At 71.3% G+C, this 19,336-nt stretch carries 24 protein-coding genes and 1 tRNA gene; 12 read left to right on the top strand and 13 right to left on the bottom strand.

Annotated elements, in window-relative coordinates:
* Window positions 1–8: 8 nt before the first annotated feature.
* Window positions 9–623 (bottom strand): YIP1 family protein, encoded by a 615-nt coding sequence (locus HHUB_RS01900; RefSeq protein WP_059055698.1) that lies wholly within the window; start codon window positions 621–623, stop codon window positions 9–11.
* Between the two features lie 90 nt (window positions 624–713).
* Between HHUB_RS01900 and pth2 the strand changes: the two genes are divergently transcribed.
* A complete protein-coding gene (gene pth2 / locus HHUB_RS01895; RefSeq protein WP_059055697.1) occupies window positions 714–1,052 on the top strand; it encodes a peptidyl-tRNA hydrolase Pth2 in 339 nt (112 codons plus the stop codon).
* A 2-nt stretch (window positions 1,053–1,054) separates the two neighbouring features.
* The gene (gene truD, locus HHUB_RS01890; RefSeq protein ID WP_059055695.1) at window positions 1,055–2,359 is read left to right on the top strand and encodes a tRNA pseudouridine(13) synthase TruD; all 1,305 of its coding nucleotides are present in this window, start codon (window positions 1,055–1,057) and stop codon (window positions 2,357–2,359) included.
* Between the two features lies 1 nt (window position 2,360).
* On the opposite strand, the gene HHUB_RS01885 is transcribed toward truD, so the two are convergent.
* Window positions 2,361–2,693, bottom strand: coding sequence for a hypothetical protein (locus HHUB_RS01885; RefSeq protein WP_059055692.1), 333 nt, complete (start codon window positions 2,691–2,693; stop codon window positions 2,361–2,363).
* A gap of 107 nt (window positions 2,694–2,800) precedes the next feature.
* Here HHUB_RS01885 and HHUB_RS01880 point away from each other — a divergent pair, with 107 nt between their 5' ends.
* The 6 genes from HHUB_RS01880 to HHUB_RS01855 all read left to right on the top strand — a co-directional run bounded on the left by HHUB_RS01880 (window position 2,801) and on the right by HHUB_RS01855 (window position 5,121).
* Window positions 2,801–3,523 (top strand): DUF2103 domain-containing protein, encoded by a 723-nt coding sequence (locus tag HHUB_RS01880; RefSeq protein ID WP_059055690.1) that lies wholly within the window; start codon window positions 2,801–2,803, stop codon window positions 3,521–3,523.
* 169 nt (window positions 3,524–3,692) lie between these two features.
* Window positions 3,693–4,007 (top strand): 50S ribosomal protein L37ae, encoded by a 315-nt coding sequence (locus HHUB_RS01875; RefSeq protein ID WP_082687147.1) that lies wholly within the window; start codon window positions 3,693–3,695, stop codon window positions 4,005–4,007.
* Entirely contained in the window at window positions 4,007–4,141 is a 135-nt protein-coding gene (locus HHUB_RS01870) for a DNA-directed RNA polymerase subunit P (RefSeq protein WP_059055686.1), read from the top strand. The genes HHUB_RS01875 and HHUB_RS01870 overlap by 1 nt, the downstream gene beginning before the upstream one ends.
* A gap of 4 nt (window positions 4,142–4,145) precedes the next feature.
* A complete protein-coding gene (locus tag HHUB_RS01865; RefSeq protein ID WP_059055684.1) occupies window positions 4,146–4,400 on the top strand; it encodes a KEOPS complex subunit Pcc1 in 255 nt (84 codons plus the stop codon).
* Between the two features lie 85 nt (window positions 4,401–4,485).
* Window positions 4,486–4,866, top strand: coding sequence for a prefoldin subunit beta (locus HHUB_RS01860; RefSeq protein ID WP_059055682.1), 381 nt, complete (start codon window positions 4,486–4,488; stop codon window positions 4,864–4,866).
* Between the two features lie 3 nt (window positions 4,867–4,869).
* Complete coding sequence (locus tag HHUB_RS01855) at window positions 4,870–5,121, top strand: DUF3194 domain-containing protein (protein ID WP_059055680.1); 252 nt, start codon at window positions 4,870–4,872, stop codon at window positions 5,119–5,121.
* A gap of 56 nt (window positions 5,122–5,177) precedes the next feature.
* Here the strand turns inward: HHUB_RS01855 and HHUB_RS01850 are convergent, their stop codons facing one another.
* From HHUB_RS01850 to HHUB_RS01835, 4 genes are read right to left on the bottom strand one after another with little or no spacing between them, the layout of a single operon-like run.
* On the bottom strand, window positions 5,178–7,043 hold the full coding sequence (locus HHUB_RS01850; protein ID WP_059055678.1) for a DUF2070 family protein: 1,866 nt from the start codon (window positions 7,041–7,043) through the stop codon (window positions 5,178–5,180).
* A gap of 4 nt (window positions 7,044–7,047) precedes the next feature.
* A complete protein-coding gene (locus HHUB_RS01845) occupies window positions 7,048–7,599 on the bottom strand; it encodes a GMP synthase subunit A (RefSeq protein ID WP_059055676.1) in 552 nt (183 codons plus the stop codon).
* A gap of 46 nt (window positions 7,600–7,645) precedes the next feature.
* The gene (locus tag HHUB_RS01840; protein WP_059055674.1) at window positions 7,646–8,083 is read right to left on the bottom strand and encodes a VOC family protein; all 438 of its coding nucleotides are present in this window, start codon (window positions 8,081–8,083) and stop codon (window positions 7,646–7,648) included.
* 42 nt (window positions 8,084–8,125) lie between these two features.
* On the bottom strand, window positions 8,126–8,641 hold the full coding sequence (locus HHUB_RS01835; protein WP_059055672.1) for a DUF7097 family protein: 516 nt from the start codon (window positions 8,639–8,641) through the stop codon (window positions 8,126–8,128).
* Between the two features lie 59 nt (window positions 8,642–8,700).
* Between HHUB_RS01835 and HHUB_RS01830 the strand changes: the two genes are divergently transcribed.
* A complete protein-coding gene (locus HHUB_RS01830) occupies window positions 8,701–9,048 on the top strand; it encodes a DUF192 domain-containing protein (RefSeq protein ID WP_059055671.1) in 348 nt (115 codons plus the stop codon).
* Between the two features lie 111 nt (window positions 9,049–9,159).
* Entirely contained in the window at window positions 9,160–10,695 is a 1,536-nt protein-coding gene (locus tag HHUB_RS01825; protein ID WP_059055669.1) for a 2-isopropylmalate synthase, read from the top strand.
* Between the two features lie 560 nt (window positions 10,696–11,255).
* On the opposite strand, the gene HHUB_RS01820 is transcribed toward HHUB_RS01825, so the two are convergent.
* Window positions 11,256–11,340 (bottom strand) — tRNA-Ser (locus HHUB_RS01820).
* A 101-nt stretch (window positions 11,341–11,441) separates the two neighbouring features.
* On the opposite strand from HHUB_RS01820, the gene HHUB_RS01815 reads away from it, so the two are divergent.
* Window positions 11,442–12,410, top strand: a complete 969-nt coding sequence (locus tag HHUB_RS01815; protein WP_059055667.1) for an AAA family ATPase — start codon at window positions 11,442–11,444, stop codon at window positions 12,408–12,410.
* Here HHUB_RS01815 and HHUB_RS01810 read toward each other — a convergent pair.
* From HHUB_RS01810 to HHUB_RS01780, 6 genes are all read right to left on the bottom strand, one after another.
* Complete coding sequence (locus tag HHUB_RS01810) at window positions 12,392–12,889, bottom strand: DUF7519 family protein (protein ID WP_059055665.1); 498 nt, start codon at window positions 12,887–12,889, stop codon at window positions 12,392–12,394. The two genes, HHUB_RS01815 and HHUB_RS01810, sit on opposite strands and share 19 nt — an antisense overlap.
* Window positions 12,886–14,256: a DUF58 domain-containing protein gene (locus tag HHUB_RS01805; RefSeq protein ID WP_238323985.1), complete on the bottom strand. Its 1,371-nt coding sequence runs from the start codon at window positions 14,254–14,256 to the stop codon at window positions 12,886–12,888. Before HHUB_RS01805 ends, HHUB_RS01810 begins: the two co-directional genes overlap by 4 nt.
* Window positions 14,249–14,824: a DUF7269 family protein gene (locus HHUB_RS01800; protein ID WP_059055663.1), complete on the bottom strand. Its 576-nt coding sequence runs from the start codon at window positions 14,822–14,824 to the stop codon at window positions 14,249–14,251. The genes HHUB_RS01805 and HHUB_RS01800 overlap by 8 nt, the downstream gene beginning before the upstream one ends.
* The gene (locus HHUB_RS01795; protein ID WP_059055662.1) at window positions 14,824–15,774 is read right to left on the bottom strand and encodes a DUF4129 domain-containing protein; all 951 of its coding nucleotides are present in this window, start codon (window positions 15,772–15,774) and stop codon (window positions 14,824–14,826) included. Before HHUB_RS01795 ends, HHUB_RS01800 begins: the two co-directional genes overlap by 1 nt.
* 690 nt (window positions 15,775–16,464) lie before the next feature.
* Entirely contained in the window at window positions 16,465–17,241 is a 777-nt protein-coding gene (locus HHUB_RS16020; RefSeq protein WP_082687145.1) for a nucleotide-binding protein, read from the bottom strand.
* Window positions 17,234–17,707 carry a hypothetical protein gene (locus HHUB_RS01780; protein WP_059055656.1) on the bottom strand — a complete coding sequence of 158 codons (474 nt, stop codon included), beginning with the start codon at window positions 17,705–17,707 and terminating at the stop codon, window positions 17,234–17,236. Before HHUB_RS01780 ends, HHUB_RS16020 begins: the two co-directional genes overlap by 8 nt.
* Before the next feature lie 169 nt (window positions 17,708–17,876).
* Here HHUB_RS01780 and HHUB_RS01775 point away from each other — a divergent pair, with 169 nt between their 5' ends.
* Entirely contained in the window at window positions 17,877–19,292 is a 1,416-nt protein-coding gene (locus HHUB_RS01775; RefSeq protein WP_059055654.1) for a sugar porter family MFS transporter, read from the top strand.
* The last annotated feature ends 44 nt before the right edge of the window (window positions 19,293–19,336 follow it).

The following is a 19,336-nucleotide window of genomic DNA, read 5'->3' as shown; positions in this document are numbered from 1 at the left end:
TAAAGGTTTCAGAACAGGCTGAGCAGCCAGCCGCCGTACGCGACGACGACGGCGACGAGGAGTGCGCTGCCCTCGTCGGCGTCGAACTCGACGTACAGCCCCTCCGTGTAGACGTACGTCTGCCAGCCCGCGACGACGAACGTGAACGCGCCGCGGAGGAGGCCCGTCGAGCCGATTGTCGAGCGGAACTGGCGGACGAACGCCTCGGGCGTGTCGAGGGAGGCCGACTGGAGCGCGAACGCGAGCACGGCGAACGCGAACACGGTGTTGAGAATCGACGGCACGGTCCCCCAGCCGGCGACCACGAGCGTCTCGCGGAACTCGCCGTCGTGGCCGATGACGAGCCGGCCGAGCGCGTGCATGACGGCGGCGACGATAACCCAACCGACGAAGAACGCGAACACGAGCCCGACGATTTCCGAGGAGAGCAGGCTCCACACCTCGTTGGCGGCGTCGCCGTGGCCGGCCTGCCGGAGCCGGCGCACGAACAGCGCGGCGAACCCGTAGAGGGCGGCGGCGAGCGCGACCGCGGCGACGCCGACGGCGGCGACGGCGGGCCACAGGTCGAAGCCGCGTTGCTGGAAGTACCGGCGCGGTCTGGAGAGCGGCGTGCGCGGGGCCATGTCCCGGCCTGCTGGCGGAATCGGCAAATGCTTGTCGGCGTGCCGCCGCGAGTAGCCAACGCTTTGCCCGCGCCGCCGCTACGCCCCAGCATGAAGCAGGTCATCGCCGCCCGAACGGACATCGGGATGGGGCAGGGGAAGCTCGCGGCGCAGGTCGCGCACGCCTCCCTGAAAGCCTACGAGCACACCGACGACCGCGCCCAGCGTCAGTGGAAACAGCAGGGGCAGAAGAAGGTCGTCGTGAAGGCCAGCGGCGAGCGCGAACTCTACCAGATTGCGGAGGAAGCGAAGGCCAAGGGGCTGCCGTCCGGACTCGTCGAGGACGCCGGCCACACGCAGTTGGAGCCGGGGACGCCCACGGCCGTCGCGGTGGGGCCGGCGGCCGACGCCGACGTGGACGAGATTACCGGCGACCTCCCGCTGTTCTGATAATGCGCGAGGCCCACGAATTGGAGCGCGCGGTCGGGATGTGGTACTACGCCAGCGACAGCGACGGCACGGGCGGCCGCCTCCGCGAGTCGCCGTCGGACTTCCGCGTCACGGAAATCGAGGAGTTCGACACCCAGCCCGTGGACGCCGACCGCGGCGACTACCCGTGGCTCGTCCTGCGCGCGACGCTGACGTCGTGGGACACCAACGACTTCGCCCGCGAGCTCGCGAACGGCCTAGAGATGAGCCGCGAGCGCGTGACGTGGGCGGGGACGAAAGACCGCCACGCGGTCACCACCCAGCTGTTCGCCGTCCGCGACGTCGTGCCCGAGGACCTCCCCGACATCTCGGACGCGGGCATCGACGTCGTCGGGCGCGCGGGCCGCGGACTGGAGTTCGGCGACCTCGCGGGCAACGAGTTCCGCGTCGTCGTCCGCGACCCCGACGACCCCGGGCAGGCGGAGGCCGTCACCGCGGACCTCGCGGCGTTCGGCGGCGGCGAGCCGGGCGTTCCAAATTACTTCGGCCAGCAGCGCTTCGGCAGCAAGCGCCCGGTCACCCACGAGGTCGGGCTCGCCATCCTGCGCGGCGACTGGGAGGGCGCCGCGATGGCGTACCTCGGCGCGCCCAGCGAGCACGAACCGGAGGATAGCAGTCGCGCGCGGCGGTTCGTCGAGGACACCCGCGACTGGGAGGCCGCCCTAGAGAAGTTCCCGAACCGGCTGCGCTACGAGCGCACGATGCTGCACGAGCTGGCGGACGGCGGGAGCTTCCGGGACGCCGTCGAGACGTTCCCGTCGAACCTCCAGCGGCTGTTCGTCCACGCCGCCCAATCGTACGCGTTCAACCGGATGCTCGCCGAGCGCATGGAGCGCGGGCTGCCGTTCCACGAGCCCGTCGAGGGCGACGTGGTGTGGTTCGCGGAGTCGGACGTCCCCGAGAGCGTCGCCCGGCCGGATTCGAGCCGCCAGCAGCGCGTCACCGCCGACCGCGTGGACGTGATGGCGCGCCACTGCGCCCGCGGCCGGGCGTTCGTCACCGCGCCGCTGGTCGGCACCGACACCGAGTTGGCGGAAGGAGAACCCGGGGAAATCGAGCGCGCCGTGCTCGGCGAACTCGACCTCGAACCCGGGGACTTCGACCTCCCGGGCGAGTTCGACTCCTCGGGGACGCGGCGCGCAATTTTGCTCCGCCCCGACCTCACGGTCGAACGCGACCCCCTGACCTTCGAGTTCGCGCTCCCCTCCGGGAGCTACGCGACGGTCGTCCTGCGCGAGTACCTGAAAACGAGTCCGCTGGACCTCTGAGCTACCCGGCGACGGGCGCGTCCACACCGCACTCAGCCGCGAGTACAGCGGCGGCGACGACGAGGAAGCCCGCGACGGCGAAGACGTACGGCCAGAGCACGGCCTGCCAGAAGCCGAGCAGAAGCAGGACGCACGCGCCGCCGGCAGCCACGAACGGACGCCCGGAGACGACGCCGGACGCGCCCGCGATGGCGCTCGCGCCCAGCGCCGTGAACAACACCAGCCGCGCCGAACTGTACCCGGCCCGCCCGAGGTGCCAGCCCAGCACGCCGACGAACGCGGCGACCACGACGACGGTCAGCCCGTGCGTCGCGGCCGTTCTGGAGGGCGCCATCACGCCGACCGTACTGTCGCCGCGTTCAAAGAGCTACTGGCGGCCCGACGAGACCCCGCCACCGCGCGAAACACCGGGCTTTTGCGCGCCCACGCCGTTCCCCGAGTATGGACTGTCGGCGGTGTGGCACCCCCCTGCGGAAGCCGGGCGACTACTGCCTGGTCTGCGACACCGCCAACTGCGACGCCGTCGTCGCCGCCTGCGACCGCGACCACGCGACCCTGACGTTCCTCGACGACGAGGAGGTCGTCGGTCAGACGGACATCGCCACCGTCCCCGAGGAGGGCGGCGAGACCGGCGTCGTCGAGCTCCGGAACTTCGCCGGCCGCATCGCCGACGAAATTCGGCGCAAGCGCCCCGAGGACGTCTTCGTCGCGGGCGACCACGACGTCATTCGCGCGGTGCGCGCGGACCTCCACTACGAGGTCTACCGCGTCCCCCGCGAGAACCCCGTGGAGTCGGTGGTCGAGCGCCGCGGCGACCGCTCGCTGGACGTGGTCGACGAGCCCGCAAGCGAGAAAATCGGCGGCCGCCACTCCACGCTCATCGGCGACCGCGACGGCCAGCGCGCGATTCGCACCGTCGCCGACCACCCCAACGTGAAGAAGGTCATCCCCGGGCCAATCGACGCCGGCGGCTCCGGCTCGCGGACGGGCGTCCGCGCGAAGGTCACGCGCGCCGACGACAACGGCAACCTCCGGCTGCTGATTCGCGACGGCTCCAGCGTGCAGGAGAACCGCGTCGTGACGACGGCGATGAACCGCGACACCGGCGAGCGCGTCCGCGCGGACCTCAACGACGCGCTCGACGAGGAAGAACTGCGGGACTGACGTGGGACTCACGGCTCACTCCGTTCGCCGTTCGCGTTAACGTGGTCTCCCTGCGGTCGACCACGCTGCTCACGCATCGCTGCGCTCCGCGTTCGCATTGACGTGGCCTCCCGACGGTCGGCCACGCAACGTAGCGTTTATGTGCGCCCCGACGGTAGAAGCGTTCACTATGGCTAAGAAGGGCTCCACGGGGAGCGCCGGCCGATTCGGCGCGCGCTACGGCCGCGTCTCTCGGCGTCGCGTCTCCGAAATCGAGGACGAGATGAACGAGAAACACGCCTGCCCGGACTGCGGTTCCGACGCCGTCTCCCGTCAGGGGACCGGCATCTGGCAGTGCTCGAAGTGCGACTACAAGTACGCCGGCGGCGCGTACAAGCCCAAGACGCCGGGCGGACGCACCGTCAGCCGCTCCATCCGCGCGGCGCTCGGCGAGGACGAAGGCGAAGCGAACGCCGAAGCCGACGTCGAAGCCGTCGAGGAATAATGGCGTACAAGTGCTCCCGCTGTAAGCGCGACGTCGAACTCGACGAGTACGGCGGGGTTCGGTGTCCGTACTGCGGGCACCGCGTCCTCCTGAAAGAGCGGAGCCGCGACGTCAAGGAAGTCGACGTTCGCTAGGCCGGTGGACCACGCCACGGAGCTGGTTTTCGAGTACGACTCTCCCGCGGTCGCTCGCGCCGTCGAGCGCAGCGTCGCGGTGGAAGCCGGCGACATCGAGGGCGACCGTAGCCGGGCGGCCGTCGAGCGCGAGGACGCGACCGTCACGGTGACCGTCGACGCCGCGGACCTGACCGCGCTGCGCGCGGGGAACAACACGTGGCTGACGCTCGTGGAGGTCGCCGAGCGCGCCGCTGCCGCCGGCCGCCAGCACCGCTGAGCGGTCCGAGGCCGGCGAGCGCGCGGCGCTGGCTGCGCGGAGCGTAATACGGGGGTTTTTCTGTCGGGCGCGCCTCCCCAGACGTATGCAGGGCAATCTGCCGCCGGAAGCACAGGAGAAGCTCGAGCAGCTACAGGACCTTCAGGAGAAAGCGCAGACGGTCGCGGCCCAGAAGCAGCAGGCCGAGACCCAGCTCTCGGACGCCGAGACCGCCCTCAACGCCCTCGACGACATCGACGAGGACGCGACGATGTACCGCGAGGTCGGCGAACTCCTCGTGGAGACCGACTACGACGACGCCGCCGACGACCTCGAGGAGAAAGTCGACGACCTCGAAGTCCGCGTCGAGACCCTCTCGAAGCAGGAGGAGCGCGTGCAGGAGCAGTTCGAGGACCTCCAGGAGGAGCTCCAGGAGATGCTCGGCGGTGCCGGCGGCGGCGGTCCGATGGGCGGCCCGAGCGCGTAACTGATGACTGACGAGGAACCGTCCGACGAGGAAGTCGTGGAGGCCGCCGCCGAGGCCGCCGAAGGCCTCGTGTTCTCGCGGCTCGCGACCGGTGACGTCGACGATCTCGACGTCACTGTCACGTTCGAGGACGGCGTACTCGACGTGGACGTCTACGTCCACGCGCCGGACGCCGACGCCGACGTCGAGCAGGTCGCGGATGACGCCGCGCTCGCGGCGCGCGGCGCCGTCGACGACCTGTTCGCGGACGAGTAGTTTTCTCACTCGTTCGCTTCACGAACGCGCAGCGGTAGCCGTCGCGACCGCAACCGCTACGTCAGGAAGAAGATGAGGACGCTGATGGCGACGGTGGCGAGCACGGCGAGGCCGGCGATGGCGCCGCCCATCGCGATGACGGCGTTGGCGTGGCTGGCGAGCGTCTCCGTGCGGTCGTTGCCGAACACGGTGACCTCCGCGCGCTCGCTGGCCATCCCGGCTTCGACGGGTTCGAGGTCGGCGACCGCCTCCTCCGTGAGGCCGACGACGAGGTCGACGAGTTCGTCCCAGTCGATGGCGCCGCCGACCTGATTCGTGGACTCGACGGTGTTGACGATGTGGGTGTCCGTGGTCATCACTTCCGCGTGGTCGACGCCGTCGAGCGCCTCCACGATGGTCTCGCGGAGCCCGGGCTCCATGTTGTTGCCGTCCACGAGCACGTACGCGGTGCGGTCGCCGCCGGTGTCGAGGACGGCGACGCGGACGCCGAGCGGGCCGATGCCGTCCTCGGGGCGCCACGCCGTGCGGTCCCACGCGACGCCGAGTTCGAGGACGTCCTCGTCGGCCTCGCGGAGGCGCTGGGCGGCCTCGCCGGCGGCCTGAATCATGTCGAACGAGCGCTTGCTCCCGGGGTAGACGTGCCCGAGGTCGTCGCCCTGCAGGCCGTTGTTGCAGTTGTGCGCGTCGGCCAGCAGGACGTCGTCCATGCCCTCGACGCGGGCCTCCGCGGTGGCGGAGAGCCCGACCGCGTACTCGACGTCGTCGGCGAACTCCGGGGAGAACGTGGAGACGAGCAGCGCGTCGTCGCCGAACGCCTGTCCGAGCAGTTTCGCCTCGCCCTCCTGGACGCGGACCGCGGGGGTCGCGCGGTCGGCGTAGTCGATGGACGCGTGGGCGCGCTCGGCGGCGTCGATGAGCGTGTCAACCTCGCGCTCCGTGACGAGGTTGAAGTCGTGGCCGGCGGTGGCGTGGGGCGGGAACGCCAGCCCCGTGGCGGACTCGGCGACCCGCTGCGGGAGGTTCCCGCCGCCGATTTCCCCCATCGGGCCGGGGTGAATCATCGGCAACACGAACCGGGCTTTCTCCTCGCCGTCGTCGAGATTGCGGAACGCCAGCACCGTCACGGGGACGACGGCTTCCTCGCCGATCTGCTCGAAGAAGTCCTCCAGTTCGCGGGTGCCCTCGGCGATGTGGCCGATGAAGCCGCTGACGAAGTCCAGCACGCTGACGCCGAGGCTGCGCTTCCACGGGCGGTCGATGGCGACGACGAGCCCGTAGGCGGCGACGCCGTACAGCGCGGTCAGCGAGACCAGCAGGACGAAGTCGCGGGGCGCGAACGCGTACTGGATTTCCGGCGGCGCCTCGGCGGGCCGGGAGAGGTAGGCGTTCACGAGGCGGCCGCCGGTCATGAGGTAGTTCATCGTGCCGCTGTAGACGAACAGCAGGACGCCGGCGGTCACCGTCTGGATGCTCGCGGGAATCGCGGCGACCAGCGGGGAGTCCCGGGAGACCGCAAGCACCACGAGGAACCGTATCGCGAACACGAGCCCGAGCGCCGCGATGAGCGCGTCGAAGACGAAGTTCTGCCCGAACCGGCCGGTGACGGCGGCGACGACGCCCGCCGCGACGAGCACGACCACCACCACGACCTCGCAGGCGAACGCCAAAAGCGACGACCGGCTGTACGTGAGCTGGCCGCCAAAGTAGCGGTCTACGGGCGTGGTGCCGAGGCTCGCGACGACCGTCGGCACGCCGATGAAGAACACGCCCTGCCACGCGTCCTCGAGGACGTACTGGCTGTCGAAGGCCGCGACGCCCGCCAGCGCCGCGATGACCAGCGAGAGCGCGACCGTCGTGTACCACCGGGGCGCGCGGAAGATGTACTTCGAGAGGCTCGCCAGTTCGCCCTGCGTCTCCGTCATCGGCCTACTCGCAGACCCGCACGAAGTTCTCGAAGACCGCTTCGCCCTCCTCCGTGTGGGCGACCTCGGGGTGCCACTGGACGCCGTAGAGGTCGCGGTCGGTGTCCGCGATGGCCTCGACGTCGCAGATGTCGCTGCGGGCGGTGCGGGTGAACCCCTCGGGGACGTCGACGACCTCGTCGGCGTGGCTCGCCCAGACGCGGGTCTCGGGCGCCAGCGACCCCACGAGCGGGTCGTCGTCGTCGAGAATCTCGACGTCGACGTCCGCGTAGCCGCCGTAGTCGCCGGACTCGACGCGGCCGCCGAGCTCCGTCGCGATGAGCTGCATGCCCAGGCAGATGCCCAGAATCGGCACGTCGAGATCGAGGTACTCGGGGCAGTTCCCGACGTCGTCCATGTCGGGGCCGCCGGAGAGCACGAGGCCGTCGGCGTCGAGCTCCGCCGGTGGCGTCGTGTTGTCGACGGTCTCGGTCTCCACCCCGTCCATGTCCCGGAGCAGCCGGTGCTCCAGGTGGGTGAACTGACCGTGGTTGTCGACGACGAGGATGCGTGTCATTAGGCCGGGGTACACGACTGCCGACTAAAAACCCACTCGTTCACGGTTACAGCGCCGACGGGTCGAAGCGCCGGTTCTCGCCGTCCCACTCGGCGAGGTCGCGGTCGTCGCGCGCGTCCACGTACGCTTCGAGGCCGTTGCCGGCGGTGTCCGAGAAGTACAGCGCCTTGCTGATGCCGTGGTCGACGGGCGTCGAGGGGACGCCGCGCTCGCAGAGCTCGTCGTAGACGTCGCCCAGCCCGGGCTCGGTATCGACCTCGATGGCGGCGTGGTAGAGGCCGACGCCGCGGCCGGCGTCGGGAGCGTCCGCGCCGACCGCTTGCAGCGCGACGTCGTGGTGGTGCTCGCCCCACGAGAGGAACGCGAACCGCCCCTCCGTCTCCGTGAGTTCGAGGTCGAAGACGTCCTCGTAGAACGCGACCGCGCGGTCGAGGTCCCGGACCTTGAGGTGGACGTGGCCGAGGTGGAACGGCGTATCGTTCATACCACACCTTCGGGGCGGAGGCAGTTAGCAGTCGGGGGCGGCTCACTCGCCGTCGAAGCGCTCCGCGGCGGTGTCGAAGGAGAGTTCGGAGCGCTCCTCGCTGCGGCGGCCCTCCGCGGCCGCGATGGCTTCGGGGTCGGGGCTGGCGTCGTCGTCGATGCGCGCCCACGAGTCGTGGACCTTCGCGTGACACCACCGGCAGAGGAAGACGGTAATCTCGTGGCCGACGTCCTCGCTGTCGTCGTACGCGAGGTGGTGCTCCTCGAGGAGCGGGCGCTCGTCGTCGTGGGCCTGCCGGCGCTCTTCGAGCCCACAACGCGCGCACTCGCGGTCGCGCTGCCGGCACCGGTAGTGCGGGCAGTCCGCCCACTCCCAGTCGCCGTCCGCGACCGGGCACCGGAAGTCGTCGGCGCGGCGCTCGGCCGCGAACTCGGGGTCGTGCTGGCCGTGCTCGAAGGCGTACCGGCACTTCCCGTCGTCGGTCGCGTAGTCGCAGACGCCGGCGTGGTCGTAGGGGTCGTCGACCCCGACGGCGGTCCCGGTCGGCGTCTTCTTCACGCCCCGGCGTAGCGACCGGACGGGGTAACGCTTTTCGCTGCCCGCCGCCGACTCCGGGTGTGCACCTCCGCCACGAACGCGACGGCGACGCCCGGACGCTCGCGTCCGACGTCGACGTCGCCGACTCGCTGTTCGCGCAGACCCGCGGCCTGATGTTCCGGCTGTCGATTCCCGACGACTACGCGCTCGTCTTCGACTTCGACGGCGCCGCCAGCCGCGACGTCCACATGCTGTTCGTGCCGTTCGCCATCGACGCCGTCTGGATAGAAGACGAGGAAGTCCAGCGCGTCGAACGGCTCTCGGCGTGGACGGGCCGCGGCGAGGCGCGCTGCGACACGCTCGTCGAACTCCCGGCGGGCGCGGCCGACGACGTGCGCGTCGGCGACCGCGTGTGGGTGTCGGATTGACAGGCAACAACTGTCACACCCCACACCTTCAAACGTGTGCGGCTCGCCAACACACGTACACCATGTCGGACCACACCGGCACGGAGGATAGAGTAAGTCGCCTCACGGCGGCTGGCCGAGAAATTCTCCGGCACTAGTTTCCCTGCCGCTCTCGACGGCGGCGCACCCGACGTACAGTTCCTCGACACCACGCTGCGCGACGGCGAACAAGCCCCCGGCATCTCGCTGTCCGCCGACCAGAAGGCGACCATCGCGCGCAAGCTCGACGACACCGGCGTCTCCGTCGTCGAAGCCGGCAGCGCGTGCACGAGCGCCGGCGAGCGCGAGACGATTCGCCGCGTCACCGGCCTCGACCTGGACGCGACGGTCACGAGCTTCTGTCGCGGCATCCAGCGCGACGTGGACCTCGCGATGGAGTGCGACGTCGACGGCGTGAACCTCGTCGTCCCCGCCAGCGACCGCCACGTCGAGGGGAAAGTCGGCACCACCCGCGAGAGCGTCCTCGACACGACCCGCGAGCTCGTGGAGTACGCGACCGACCACGGCCTCTGGGTCGAAGTCATCGGCGAGGACGGCTCCCGCGCCGACGACGAGTTCCTCGCAGACCTCGCGGAAGCGAGCGCCGACGCGGGCGCGGATCGCTTCTGCGTCGCGGACACCGTCGGTCACGCCAGCCCCGAGCGCGTCTACGAGCTCGTGGACGCCGTCGCGGACTACGGCCCCGTGAGCGTCCACACCCACGACGACCTCGGGCTCGCCGTGACGAACGCGCTCGCGGGCGTCTCCGCGGGCGCGGACCTCGTCCACGCCACCGTCAACGGCGTCGGCGAGCGCGCCGGCAACGTCGCGCTCGAAGAGGTCGCGGTCGCGCTCTGGCACTGCTACGGCATCGAACCGCTGGACACCGAGCGCCTCTACGACCTCGCCTCGACCGTCGCCGAGGCCACGGGCGTCCCGCTCCCGCCGAACAAGGCAGTCTCCGGCGAGAACGCGTTCGCCCACGAGTCCGGCATCCACACCGACGGCACGCTCAAGGACGACCGCATGTACGAGCCGTACTCCCCGGAGGCGGTCGGACGCGAGCGCCGGCTCGTCCTCGGGAAGCACGCCGGCCGCGCGGGCGTCCGCGCTGCCCTCGCCGAACACGACGTCGAGGTCAGCGACGACGAACTCGCCGCGGTCGTCGAGCGCGTGAACGAACTCGGCGAGCGCGGCAAGCGCGTCACCGACGCCGACCTGCTCGCCGTCGCCGAGGACGTCAAGGGCGGCGACCGCGAGCGCCGCGTCGAAGTACTGGACCTCACGGCCGCCAGCGGCGGCGGCACCCCCACGGCGTCGGTCCGCCTGCGCGTGGACGACGAGGAGCACAGCGCGGCCGGCACCGGCAGCGGCCCCGTCGACGCCGCCATCGCCGCCGTCCGCGACGCCCTCGGCGACGTCACCTTCCGCCTCGACGAGTACCACGTCGACGCCATTACTGGTGGGACGGACGCCGTCGTCACCGTCCACGTCACCGTCTCCCGCGGCGACCGCACGGTCACCGTCGATGCCAGCGACAGCGACATCACCGCCGCCAGCGTCAGCGCCGTCGTCGACGCCCTCGATCGCCTCCTGCCCGAGCAAGAGGCGACGACGGCCGCCGACTGACCCGGGTTCGAAACCCTCCCCGGGCTTCGAACCACGCTACTGGATTCTCAGAGCCGGCCCGATTAGCTGAACCGCTCTAACACAGGGTGGGACTGAAAAGGGCGGCGCGGTCGGCAGTCGAGACGACGCAAGCACTGGACTGAACGAGCGTAGCGAGTGAAGGAAGCGCGCAGCGAGTCGCAGACGCCGAGCGCGCCGGGGCTTTCGAGGAAGCGTCGAACCCACCTGCAGCAGAACGGTCGCGTCGCTGCTCGGTGTAGCTCCGTGAAAACGCCGAGGAGGAGATTTGAACCGGAGCAAGACGGTCACTCACTGAGTTCGTGCTGCGTCTTGCAGGGTTCAAATCTCCCGATCGTTCGCGATTCCTGCGCGAGTCGCGGACCCGGAGGTCCGCGACGGTGTGCTCGGAGAAGCGCCGAGGAGGAGATTTGAACAACGAGTAGACGGTCCGGCTCGCTTCGCTCGCCGGCTGCGACTACTCTCGTTCGAAATCTCACGGCGTCCACGACGCGTCACGCCTCGCGACAGTACAGTCGCTCGGCGGTGACGTAAGTGAGAAGCGCCGAGGAGGAGATTTGAACTCCTGAGTCCGTGAGGACAGTTGCTCTCGAAGCAACCGCCTTGGCCAGGCTAGGCTACCTCGGCTCGTTCGGGAGAACGTCGTTGTCGGATTTAGGGATTACGGTTGGCGGGAGCGAGTTCGTGTCAACCGATACCACTAAACGCGGCGGGTGGCACGAACGCCCATGGACGTCACCGCTGCGAGCGAGGAGTGCGACGCCGTCCTGAGCGAAGTCGAGCGCGCGGTCGTGACCGACCGCGATTTCCTCGAAACGGTCCTCGTCGGGTTCTTGGCCGACGGCCACGTCCTCCTCGAAGACGTGCCGGGCACCGGGAAGACGCTGACCGCGCGCAGCGTCGCGACCGCGCTCGGCCTCGAGTTCAGCCGCGTGCAGTTCACGCCGGACCTGCTGCCGGCGGACGTGCTGGGGACGCACGTGTTCAACGAGAAGTCCCGGGAGTTCGAGTTCCAGCCCGGGCCGGTGTTCGCGAACGTGCTACTGGCGGACGAAATCAACCGCGCGCCGCCGAAGACGCAGGCCGCGCTCCTCGAAGCGATGGAGGAGGGGCAGGCGACCATCGACGGGGAGACGATGGAGCTGCCGGAGCCCTTTTTCGTCATCGCGACGCAGAACCCGGTCGAGCAGGAGGGAACGTTCCCGCTCCCGGAGGCCCAGATGGACCGGTTCGTCGCGAAGGCGGGCATCGGCTACCCGGACGAGGCCGGCGAACTGGAACTCCTCCGACGGCGCGCGGGGCGGTCCTCGCGGAGTCCGAGCGTGGAACCGGTCCTCGACGCCGAGCGCGTGCAGGCGGTGCGCGCGGTCGCCGAGGACGTGCGCATGGACGACGACCTCCTCCAGTACGTCGTCGCAGTGGCGCGAGAGACGCGCGAAGACCGCCGCGTCGAAGTGGGCGTGAGCCCGCGCGGCACCCAGCGGCTCTTCGAGACGGCGCGAGCGCGCGCCGTGCTCCGCGGCCGCGAGTACGTCGTCCCGGAGGACGTCAAGCGGCTGGCGCCGAACGTGCTCGCGCACCGGCTCGTGTTGACGCCGGACGCCGCGGTCGAGAACACGGACAAGCGCGAGGTCGTCGCCGACGTGCTCGACTCGGTGCCGGTGCCGACCGCGGAGGGTCAGTCGCCGAGCGCGTAGGCGAGGAAGACGGCCGCGAACAGCAATGCGACCAGCCCGGTCACGGGGAGGCTCGCGGGGCCGAACTGGTAGATGCCGAACCCGACGCCGGCGGCCAGCGACGCGACCGCGACGCTGCCCGCGGTGTGGACGGCGACGGACTGCGCGACCGGCGCGTCCGCGCCGACGTCGACCCCGAGCGACACGGCGTGCTCGCCGGTGTCGTAGGCGACGAGCGCGGCGACGCCCGCGATGAGCGCGAGCGCGGTCGGGAGGCCAGTGGCAGCGGCGACGGCGACGCCGACGAACGCGAGCGCGCCGCCGAGCGTGACGTACCGTCGGGCGGCGTCGCGGGCGCCGTAGACGACGGCCGCGGCGCCCGGCCCGGCGAACACCAGGCCGACAGTCGAGCCCGCCGCGACCGGGAGCACGACGAGCGCGGCGGCGACGGTCGCGGGGACGACCGCCAGCGACGGCGGGCGCGCGTCGAACTCGCTCACTGTGACCACCCCCGGGTGGCGGTGGCGACGGCGACCGGGAGCGACTCGTCGGCCGGCCAGTCGACGACGCGGACGCCCGCGCGCCGCAGCGACCGAATCCGGGTGGCGCGCTCGACGCGCGCGACCTGCTGGCCGAGCGTCTCCGAACCCGTCACGTCCGGCGACACCACCGTCACCGGGTTGCCGCCGGCTTCGAGGCGGCGGACGTACTCGGCGGCGTCGTCGTCCGCGAGCGGCGAGCAGAACACGACCTGCGCGTCCGCCGGGAGGTGCTTGCGGAGCCGGCGGAATACGAGCGCGCCGAGGAACCGGCGGTCGGGTTCGCGCGCGGCGAACCCCCGGCCGCGGGCGAGCGCGTCTCGGAGCCGGGCGCGGTGGTCGCGGCCGGAGCCGGGCGCGAGCCACTCCCAGTGCGGGCCGAACGCGGCGACGCCGACGCGATTCCCCGCGTCCAGCAACGCCGACGAGACCGCGCCCGCGGCTTCGACGCCGTACTCGACGGCGTTCTCGCCGTCCGCGTCGGCGACGTGTGCGGCGTCGCGGCCGTCCACGACGGCGACGACGGTGGCGGCGCGCTCCTCGCGGTACTGCACCGTCGAGAGGTCGCCGGTGCGCGCGAGCCGCTTCCAGTCCACGCGCGAGAGCGGGTCCCCGGACCGGTACTCGCGGCTCGCGTGGAACTCCACGCCGGACCCGCCCTGCGAGGTGGGGACGCGGCCGACGCGCTGGACGGTCTGCTCGCGCAGCGGGAACGACGACAGCTCGGGGAGCGGCGGGACCGACGCGACCGTCGACGCCGTGTGGACCGTGGCTTCGCTCTCGCGGGCGCCGCTGAGGTCGCGCGCCCTGACCTGCACCGCGTCGAAGTCGTGTTCGCCGCGGCGCATCTCGACGGTGTACCGCAACGTCGCCGTCTTCCCCGCGCGGAGCGCGGTCGCGAGCCGGGGCGAACCGTCGACCACTTCGACGCCCGCGGGCACGTCGTCGACGACGCGGAGGTCGGGGCGGAACGCGCCGTCGTTCGTCACGGAGAGCGTCACTTCGACCTCGTCGCCGGGCTCGGGGTCGTCGGCGTGCACCGTGCGCTCGACGGCAAGCGACGGCGACGGCGCCGCGAACAGCGCGCCGTAGGCGGCGTACGCGACGCCGAGCACCGCGATCAGGAGCGCGGTGGGCGACCCCGACGCGGTGCCGACCGCGGCCGCGAGCAGCGAGAGCGCGGTGACGCCGCGCCAGCGGTTCGTCTCCCGCGTCGTCACGTCCGCGAGCGCCGTGGCCACCTCCGTCTCGGAATCGCCGTCGGGCGCGCCGTCCGCGTCGGGCGAGGCGTCGGCGGTCTCCGCGGTGGTCGCGCCCACGTCAGTCACCTCCGACGCCGGCGCCCGAGCGGCGCTGTAGTTCGGCGAGCGCGTGCCTGACTTCGCGCTCGCGGGTGGACTCGATGCCCGCGAACGAGGCGACGAGGTGGCGCGCAGCCGGGTCGACGTCCTCGGAGAACAGCGCGGCGGCGGTGCGGTCGTCGGTCCACGTCCCGTCGTCGAGGCGGCGGTGGGCCTCGTCCTCGGACCACCCCTCGGCGTCGGAGAGCACGCGCACCGCCAGCAGGCGCAACCGCTCGCGGACGCGGGAGTCGGCGCTCGATGGTCCGTCCCGCGGGCCGAGCGCGAGTTCCGCGTCGATTTCGGCGCCGGGCCGCGGCGGCTCGTAGCGGTCTTCGAGGCCGGACGCGCGCACGGCCGCCTCGTCGGGGTCGCGGAAGTCCACCGCCTTCCGTGCGGCGTGAGTGGCGAGCGCGAACACGACCGCGAGCACGGCGACGACGAGCCGGGGCACGTCGGGCAGTCGCAACGTCGTCGCAATCGAGGGCGCGGCCGCGACCGCGACCCCGAGCGCGGTGAACGCGACCCCGAGCGCGAGCAGGACGCGGCGCAGCACTACTCGTCACCCCCGTAGGAGGCCTCGATGGCGCGTAGCGCCGCCAGCGCGCGCTGCTCGCGGTCCTCGGTCGCCTCGGCGCCGCCGTACCGGACCGACCGGAAGAGGCGGGTGAGCTCGTCGACGTGCTCGCGAGCCATCCCGGCGTCACTGGCGGCAGTCGCGAACTCCGCGGGCGTGCTTGTCTCGGGGTTGGCGACGTCGAGGTGATCGGTCATCTCCCGCCACGCGCGGTACACCTCGTTCTCGACGTCGGCGTCGGCGGCGATGCGGTCGGCGGCGTCGCCGGCGACGCTGCCGAGCGCACCGAGCGTCTCGTCGTCGGATTCGGACGCCGGCTCGGGGACGGGCTCGCGCTCGGGCGGTTCGTCGTCGCCGGTCGCGCGGAACGCGACGAAGCCGAGCAGCACGGCGACCGCGAGCAGGCCGAGCAGCACGGTCGGCGGCGAGAACAGCAGTTCGCTGCCGCCCCCGCTACCGGCTTGGCCGCCGGCGGACGGCCCGGACGGGAGTTCGGGGATGAGACCGCTGTCGGTGGGCGAGTCGGTCCCGAAGTCGCCACAGGCGCTGACCAGCAACCACGCCGGGAACAGCACCGTAGACGTGACGAACACGACGATGACCGCGGGCACGATGCCGTCGCGGCGGTACGCGACGAAGCCGAGCAACAGCGCCAACCCGAGGAGCGCGAAACCGACGCCCGGCGACGCGAGCGCGGGGACACAGGCTGGCTGGAGGGCGAGCGGCCCCGTACCGTCGGCCGGCGTCGGATTGTCGAGTCCGTCGCCGCCGTCCCCGGACTGCGTGGCGGTGCCGCTGGGGTCCGAGCCGCCGTCGCCGAACCCGGTGCCACCGGCGGGCTGTTGGGGGTTCGCGAGCGTCGCGGCCGCCAACGACACCGCGACCACGCAGAGGAGGGCGACGACGAGGGCGCGTCGATTACGGTCCACTGGCGGCGTTTACGAAGTCCGGAGTATAGGTCTTGCGAACAGTTCACTCGACTCACCCGTATTTGGTGTGAATCGTGAAAGTTTAAATTTAGTAACGAACCAGTAGCTCGTAATGTCCGCACGCGCCGACCACGCGGTGCCGTCGCCGGTGCCACCGGACGACACGGACGCGTGGTACGCACCCGAAGTCCGCAGCCAGTACGAAGTCCACCCCGGCGTCGTCGTCACCGTCGCCGAGCGGGACGTCGAGTTCACCTACGACGTCCGCACGCCGCCGCTCGGGACCGGCGACGAGACCGCGCTCGCCCGCGTCACCGACTACTTCGCGGACGCCCACCTCGCCCGGCCGCGCACCCGGGAGGGGACGCGAGAACGGGTCGCCGCCGGCCTCGGGGAGAAACACCGCCGCGTGGTCGCGCGCCTCACCGACTGCTCGCGGGCCGCCCGCCGCCGCGTCGAGTTCCACGTGCTCTGCGACCTCCGGGGGCTCGGCGACCTCACGCCGCTCGCGCTCGACGACGGCGTCGAAGTCGCGGACGCCGCGGCCGACTCCCTCGTGGTGCACACCAGCGAGTACGCGCCCGCCGTCACCGACCTGCCCACCGACCCGCCGCACCTCGACCGCTTCCTCTCCGAGCGCGTCGCCCGCTACACCGTCCCCTTCAGGGACTTCGACGTCCCGGTGGTCGTCTACCGCGAGCGCGTGCTCGGCCGGGACGCCTTCGACACCAAGTACGCGGTCCGCGAACCCGACCGCCTCCCCGGCGACGACGAACTCATCGACGAGTGCAAGTCCCGCATCTGGGAGGCCAACGTCGAAGGCCGGCTCGGCGACGCCGAGGGGCGCGCGGCCCGGACCGCCTCGGCCTCGGGGACGGTTCCCAGCGTCTCGCCCTCGAAGTACCGGCCGGACTTCGCGGCGACGCGCTCGACCGCCTCGGGGCCCTGGACCTTGTTGTAGAGCGTGCCCGCGACGCCCGTGCCGTACGACGTCGCGTACTCCTGGACCTTGAGCGCGTCCGAGATGGCGGGAATCGTCGGCTGGACGACCAGCACCGCGCGGTCCGCGAGGACGATGGGGAGGACGGCGCTGCGGCTCGCCAGCGTCGCCGGCGAATCCAAGAGGAGGACGTCCGTGTCGGCGGCGAGGACGGCGACGACGTCGCGGAGTCGGGCCGGGTCCGCCGCGCGGAAGTCGCCCAGGCCCGTGCCGCAGGGGACGACGCGCATCCCGTAGCGCTCGTAGACGGCGTCCGAGACCGCGGCGTCGGTGTCCGCGACGAGGAGGTCGTGGAGGGTCACGTCCACGTCCGCGAGTCCGGCGTGGAAGAGGAGATTCGCCATCCCGGTGTCGGCGTCCACGACCGTCACGTCGTAGTCCTCGGCGAGCGCCATCCCGAGCGCGAGCGTGTTCGTCGTCTTCCCGGTGCCTCCCTTCCCGGAGGCGACGGCGAACGCCTCAACCATCGTCGGCCTCCGTGCGGAGCGCAGCCGCGAACGCCTCGCGGTCGTCGGGCAGCGACGCGAACTGGTCGTCGGCGGACTGTCGGCGCTCGCGGACGTCCTCGTCGGGCCGGCCGAGTGCGCGCTCGCGACACGCCTCGTAGAGGTCCGACACCGAGCGCCGGTAGGCGGCGATGTGGCGGGCGCGCTCGACGGCGACCGCGACGGCCGCTTCGTCGGTCGCCGCGCACGCGACGTCGGCGTCGAGGGTCGTCGCGCCGACGGCGACGACCGCGGCGTCGGTGGTCGAGCGGACGTCGTCCACGGCGGCGGCGGCGGGGTCGGCGAGTGTGGCTGCGTCCACGACGACGACGGCCGGGTCGTCGCTGGCGACGCTGTCGCGGACTGCCGCGGCGTCGACTGTCACCACGTCGTCCGGCAGCGCGTCGGCGAGTGGCCGCCAGAGGTCGCCCGCGACTACGTGTGTCACGTGCGGTGTTTCCGCGCTACCCGGCCAAATATTTTCGGGAGATTCGTCGAAAATTCCGCTCAGCTAACTCCGAATACAGGTAGTCGTCGGGGGCGGTCTCGGACGTTGCCGGCACGCAGAAAATCCCGAAGAATTTTTTATAGGTGTAGTAAAAATCCATTACACAACGATGGGACTCACAGACTCCATCGAGACCCTCGGAGGGGAATCCCGCTTCGTCTACGTCGTCGCCGCGATGGCGGCGCTCAACGGCCTGCTGTTCGGCTTCGACACGGGCATCATCTCCGGGGCCATCCTGTTCATCAACGACACGTTCAGCCTCTCGCCGCTCGTCGAGGGCATCGTCGTCAGCGGCGCCATGGCGGGCGCCGCCGCCGGCGCGATGCTCGGCGGACGGCTCGCAGACCGAATCGGCCGCCGAAAGCTCATCCTGCTGTCCGCGGTCGTCTTCTTCGCGGGGTCGTTCCTGATGGCGGTCGCGCCCAACGTCCCCGTGCTCGTCGCCGGCCGGCTCGTCGACGGCGTCGCCATCGGCTTCGCCTCCGTCGTCGGCCCGCTGTACATCTCCGAGATCGCGCCGCCGAAGATTCGCGGCGGCCTCACCTCGCTGCACCAGCTGATGGTCACCATCGGCATCCTCTCGTCGTACTTCGTGAACTACGCGTTCGCGGACGGCGGCGCGTGGCGGTGGATGCTCGGCGCCGGCATGGTGCCCGCCGTCGTGCTCGCGGTCGGCGTGCTCAAGATGCCCGAGAGCCCGCGCTGGCTGTTCAGCCACGGGCGCCCCGACGACGCCCGCCGCGTCCTCGAACGCACCCGCGAGGGGAGCGTCGACGACGAACTCGCGGAGATCGAGGAGACCGTCGAACGCGAGTCCGGCACCAGCCTCCGCGACCTCCTCGCGCCGTGGCTCCGACCCGCGCTCGTCGTCGGCGTCGGGCTCGCGGTCCTCCAGCAGATTACGGGCATCAACGCGGTGATGTACTACGCGCCGACGATTCTGGAGTCCACCGGCTTCGGCAGCACGGCGTCCATCCTCGCGACGGTCGGCATCGGCGCCGTCAACGTCGCCATCACGGTCGTCGCCATCAGCCTCGTGGACCGCGTCGGCCGCCGCCCGCTGCTGCTCGTCGGCACCGGCGGCATGACCGTCACGCTCGCCGGGCTCGGCGTGATCTTCTACCTCCCCGGGCTCTCCGGCGTGCTCGGCATCGCGGCGACGGTCTGCCTGATGCTGTACATCTCCTTCTTCGCGGTCGGGCTCGGCCCCGTCTTCTGGCTGCTCATCTCCGAAATCTACCCGCTGTCCGTCCGCGGCTCCGCGGAAGGACTGGCGACGGTCGCCAACTGGGCCGCCAACCTCGCGGTATCGCTGTCGTTCCCGATTCTCACCGCGAGCGTCGGTCCCTCCGCGACGTTCTGGCTGTTCGGCGTCTTCAGCGCCGTCGCGCTCGTGTTCACGTACTCGCTGGTCCCCGAGACGAAGGGCCGCACGCTGGAAGCCATCGAAGCCGACCTCCGCGAGAACGTCGCCGGCTCCACGGGCAGCACGCCCCACCAGCCGCCGGACGTCGGCGACGACTGAGCGCGGACCGCCAGCCCCGTCGCAAGGCGTGAGAACACGACGGC

The organism is Halobacterium hubeiense (assembly GCF_001488575.1).
Taxonomy (GTDB): domain Archaea; phylum Halobacteriota; class Halobacteria; order Halobacteriales; family Halobacteriaceae; genus Halobacterium; species Halobacterium hubeiense.
This window is presented reverse-complemented; position numbering and strand designations above follow the sequence as displayed.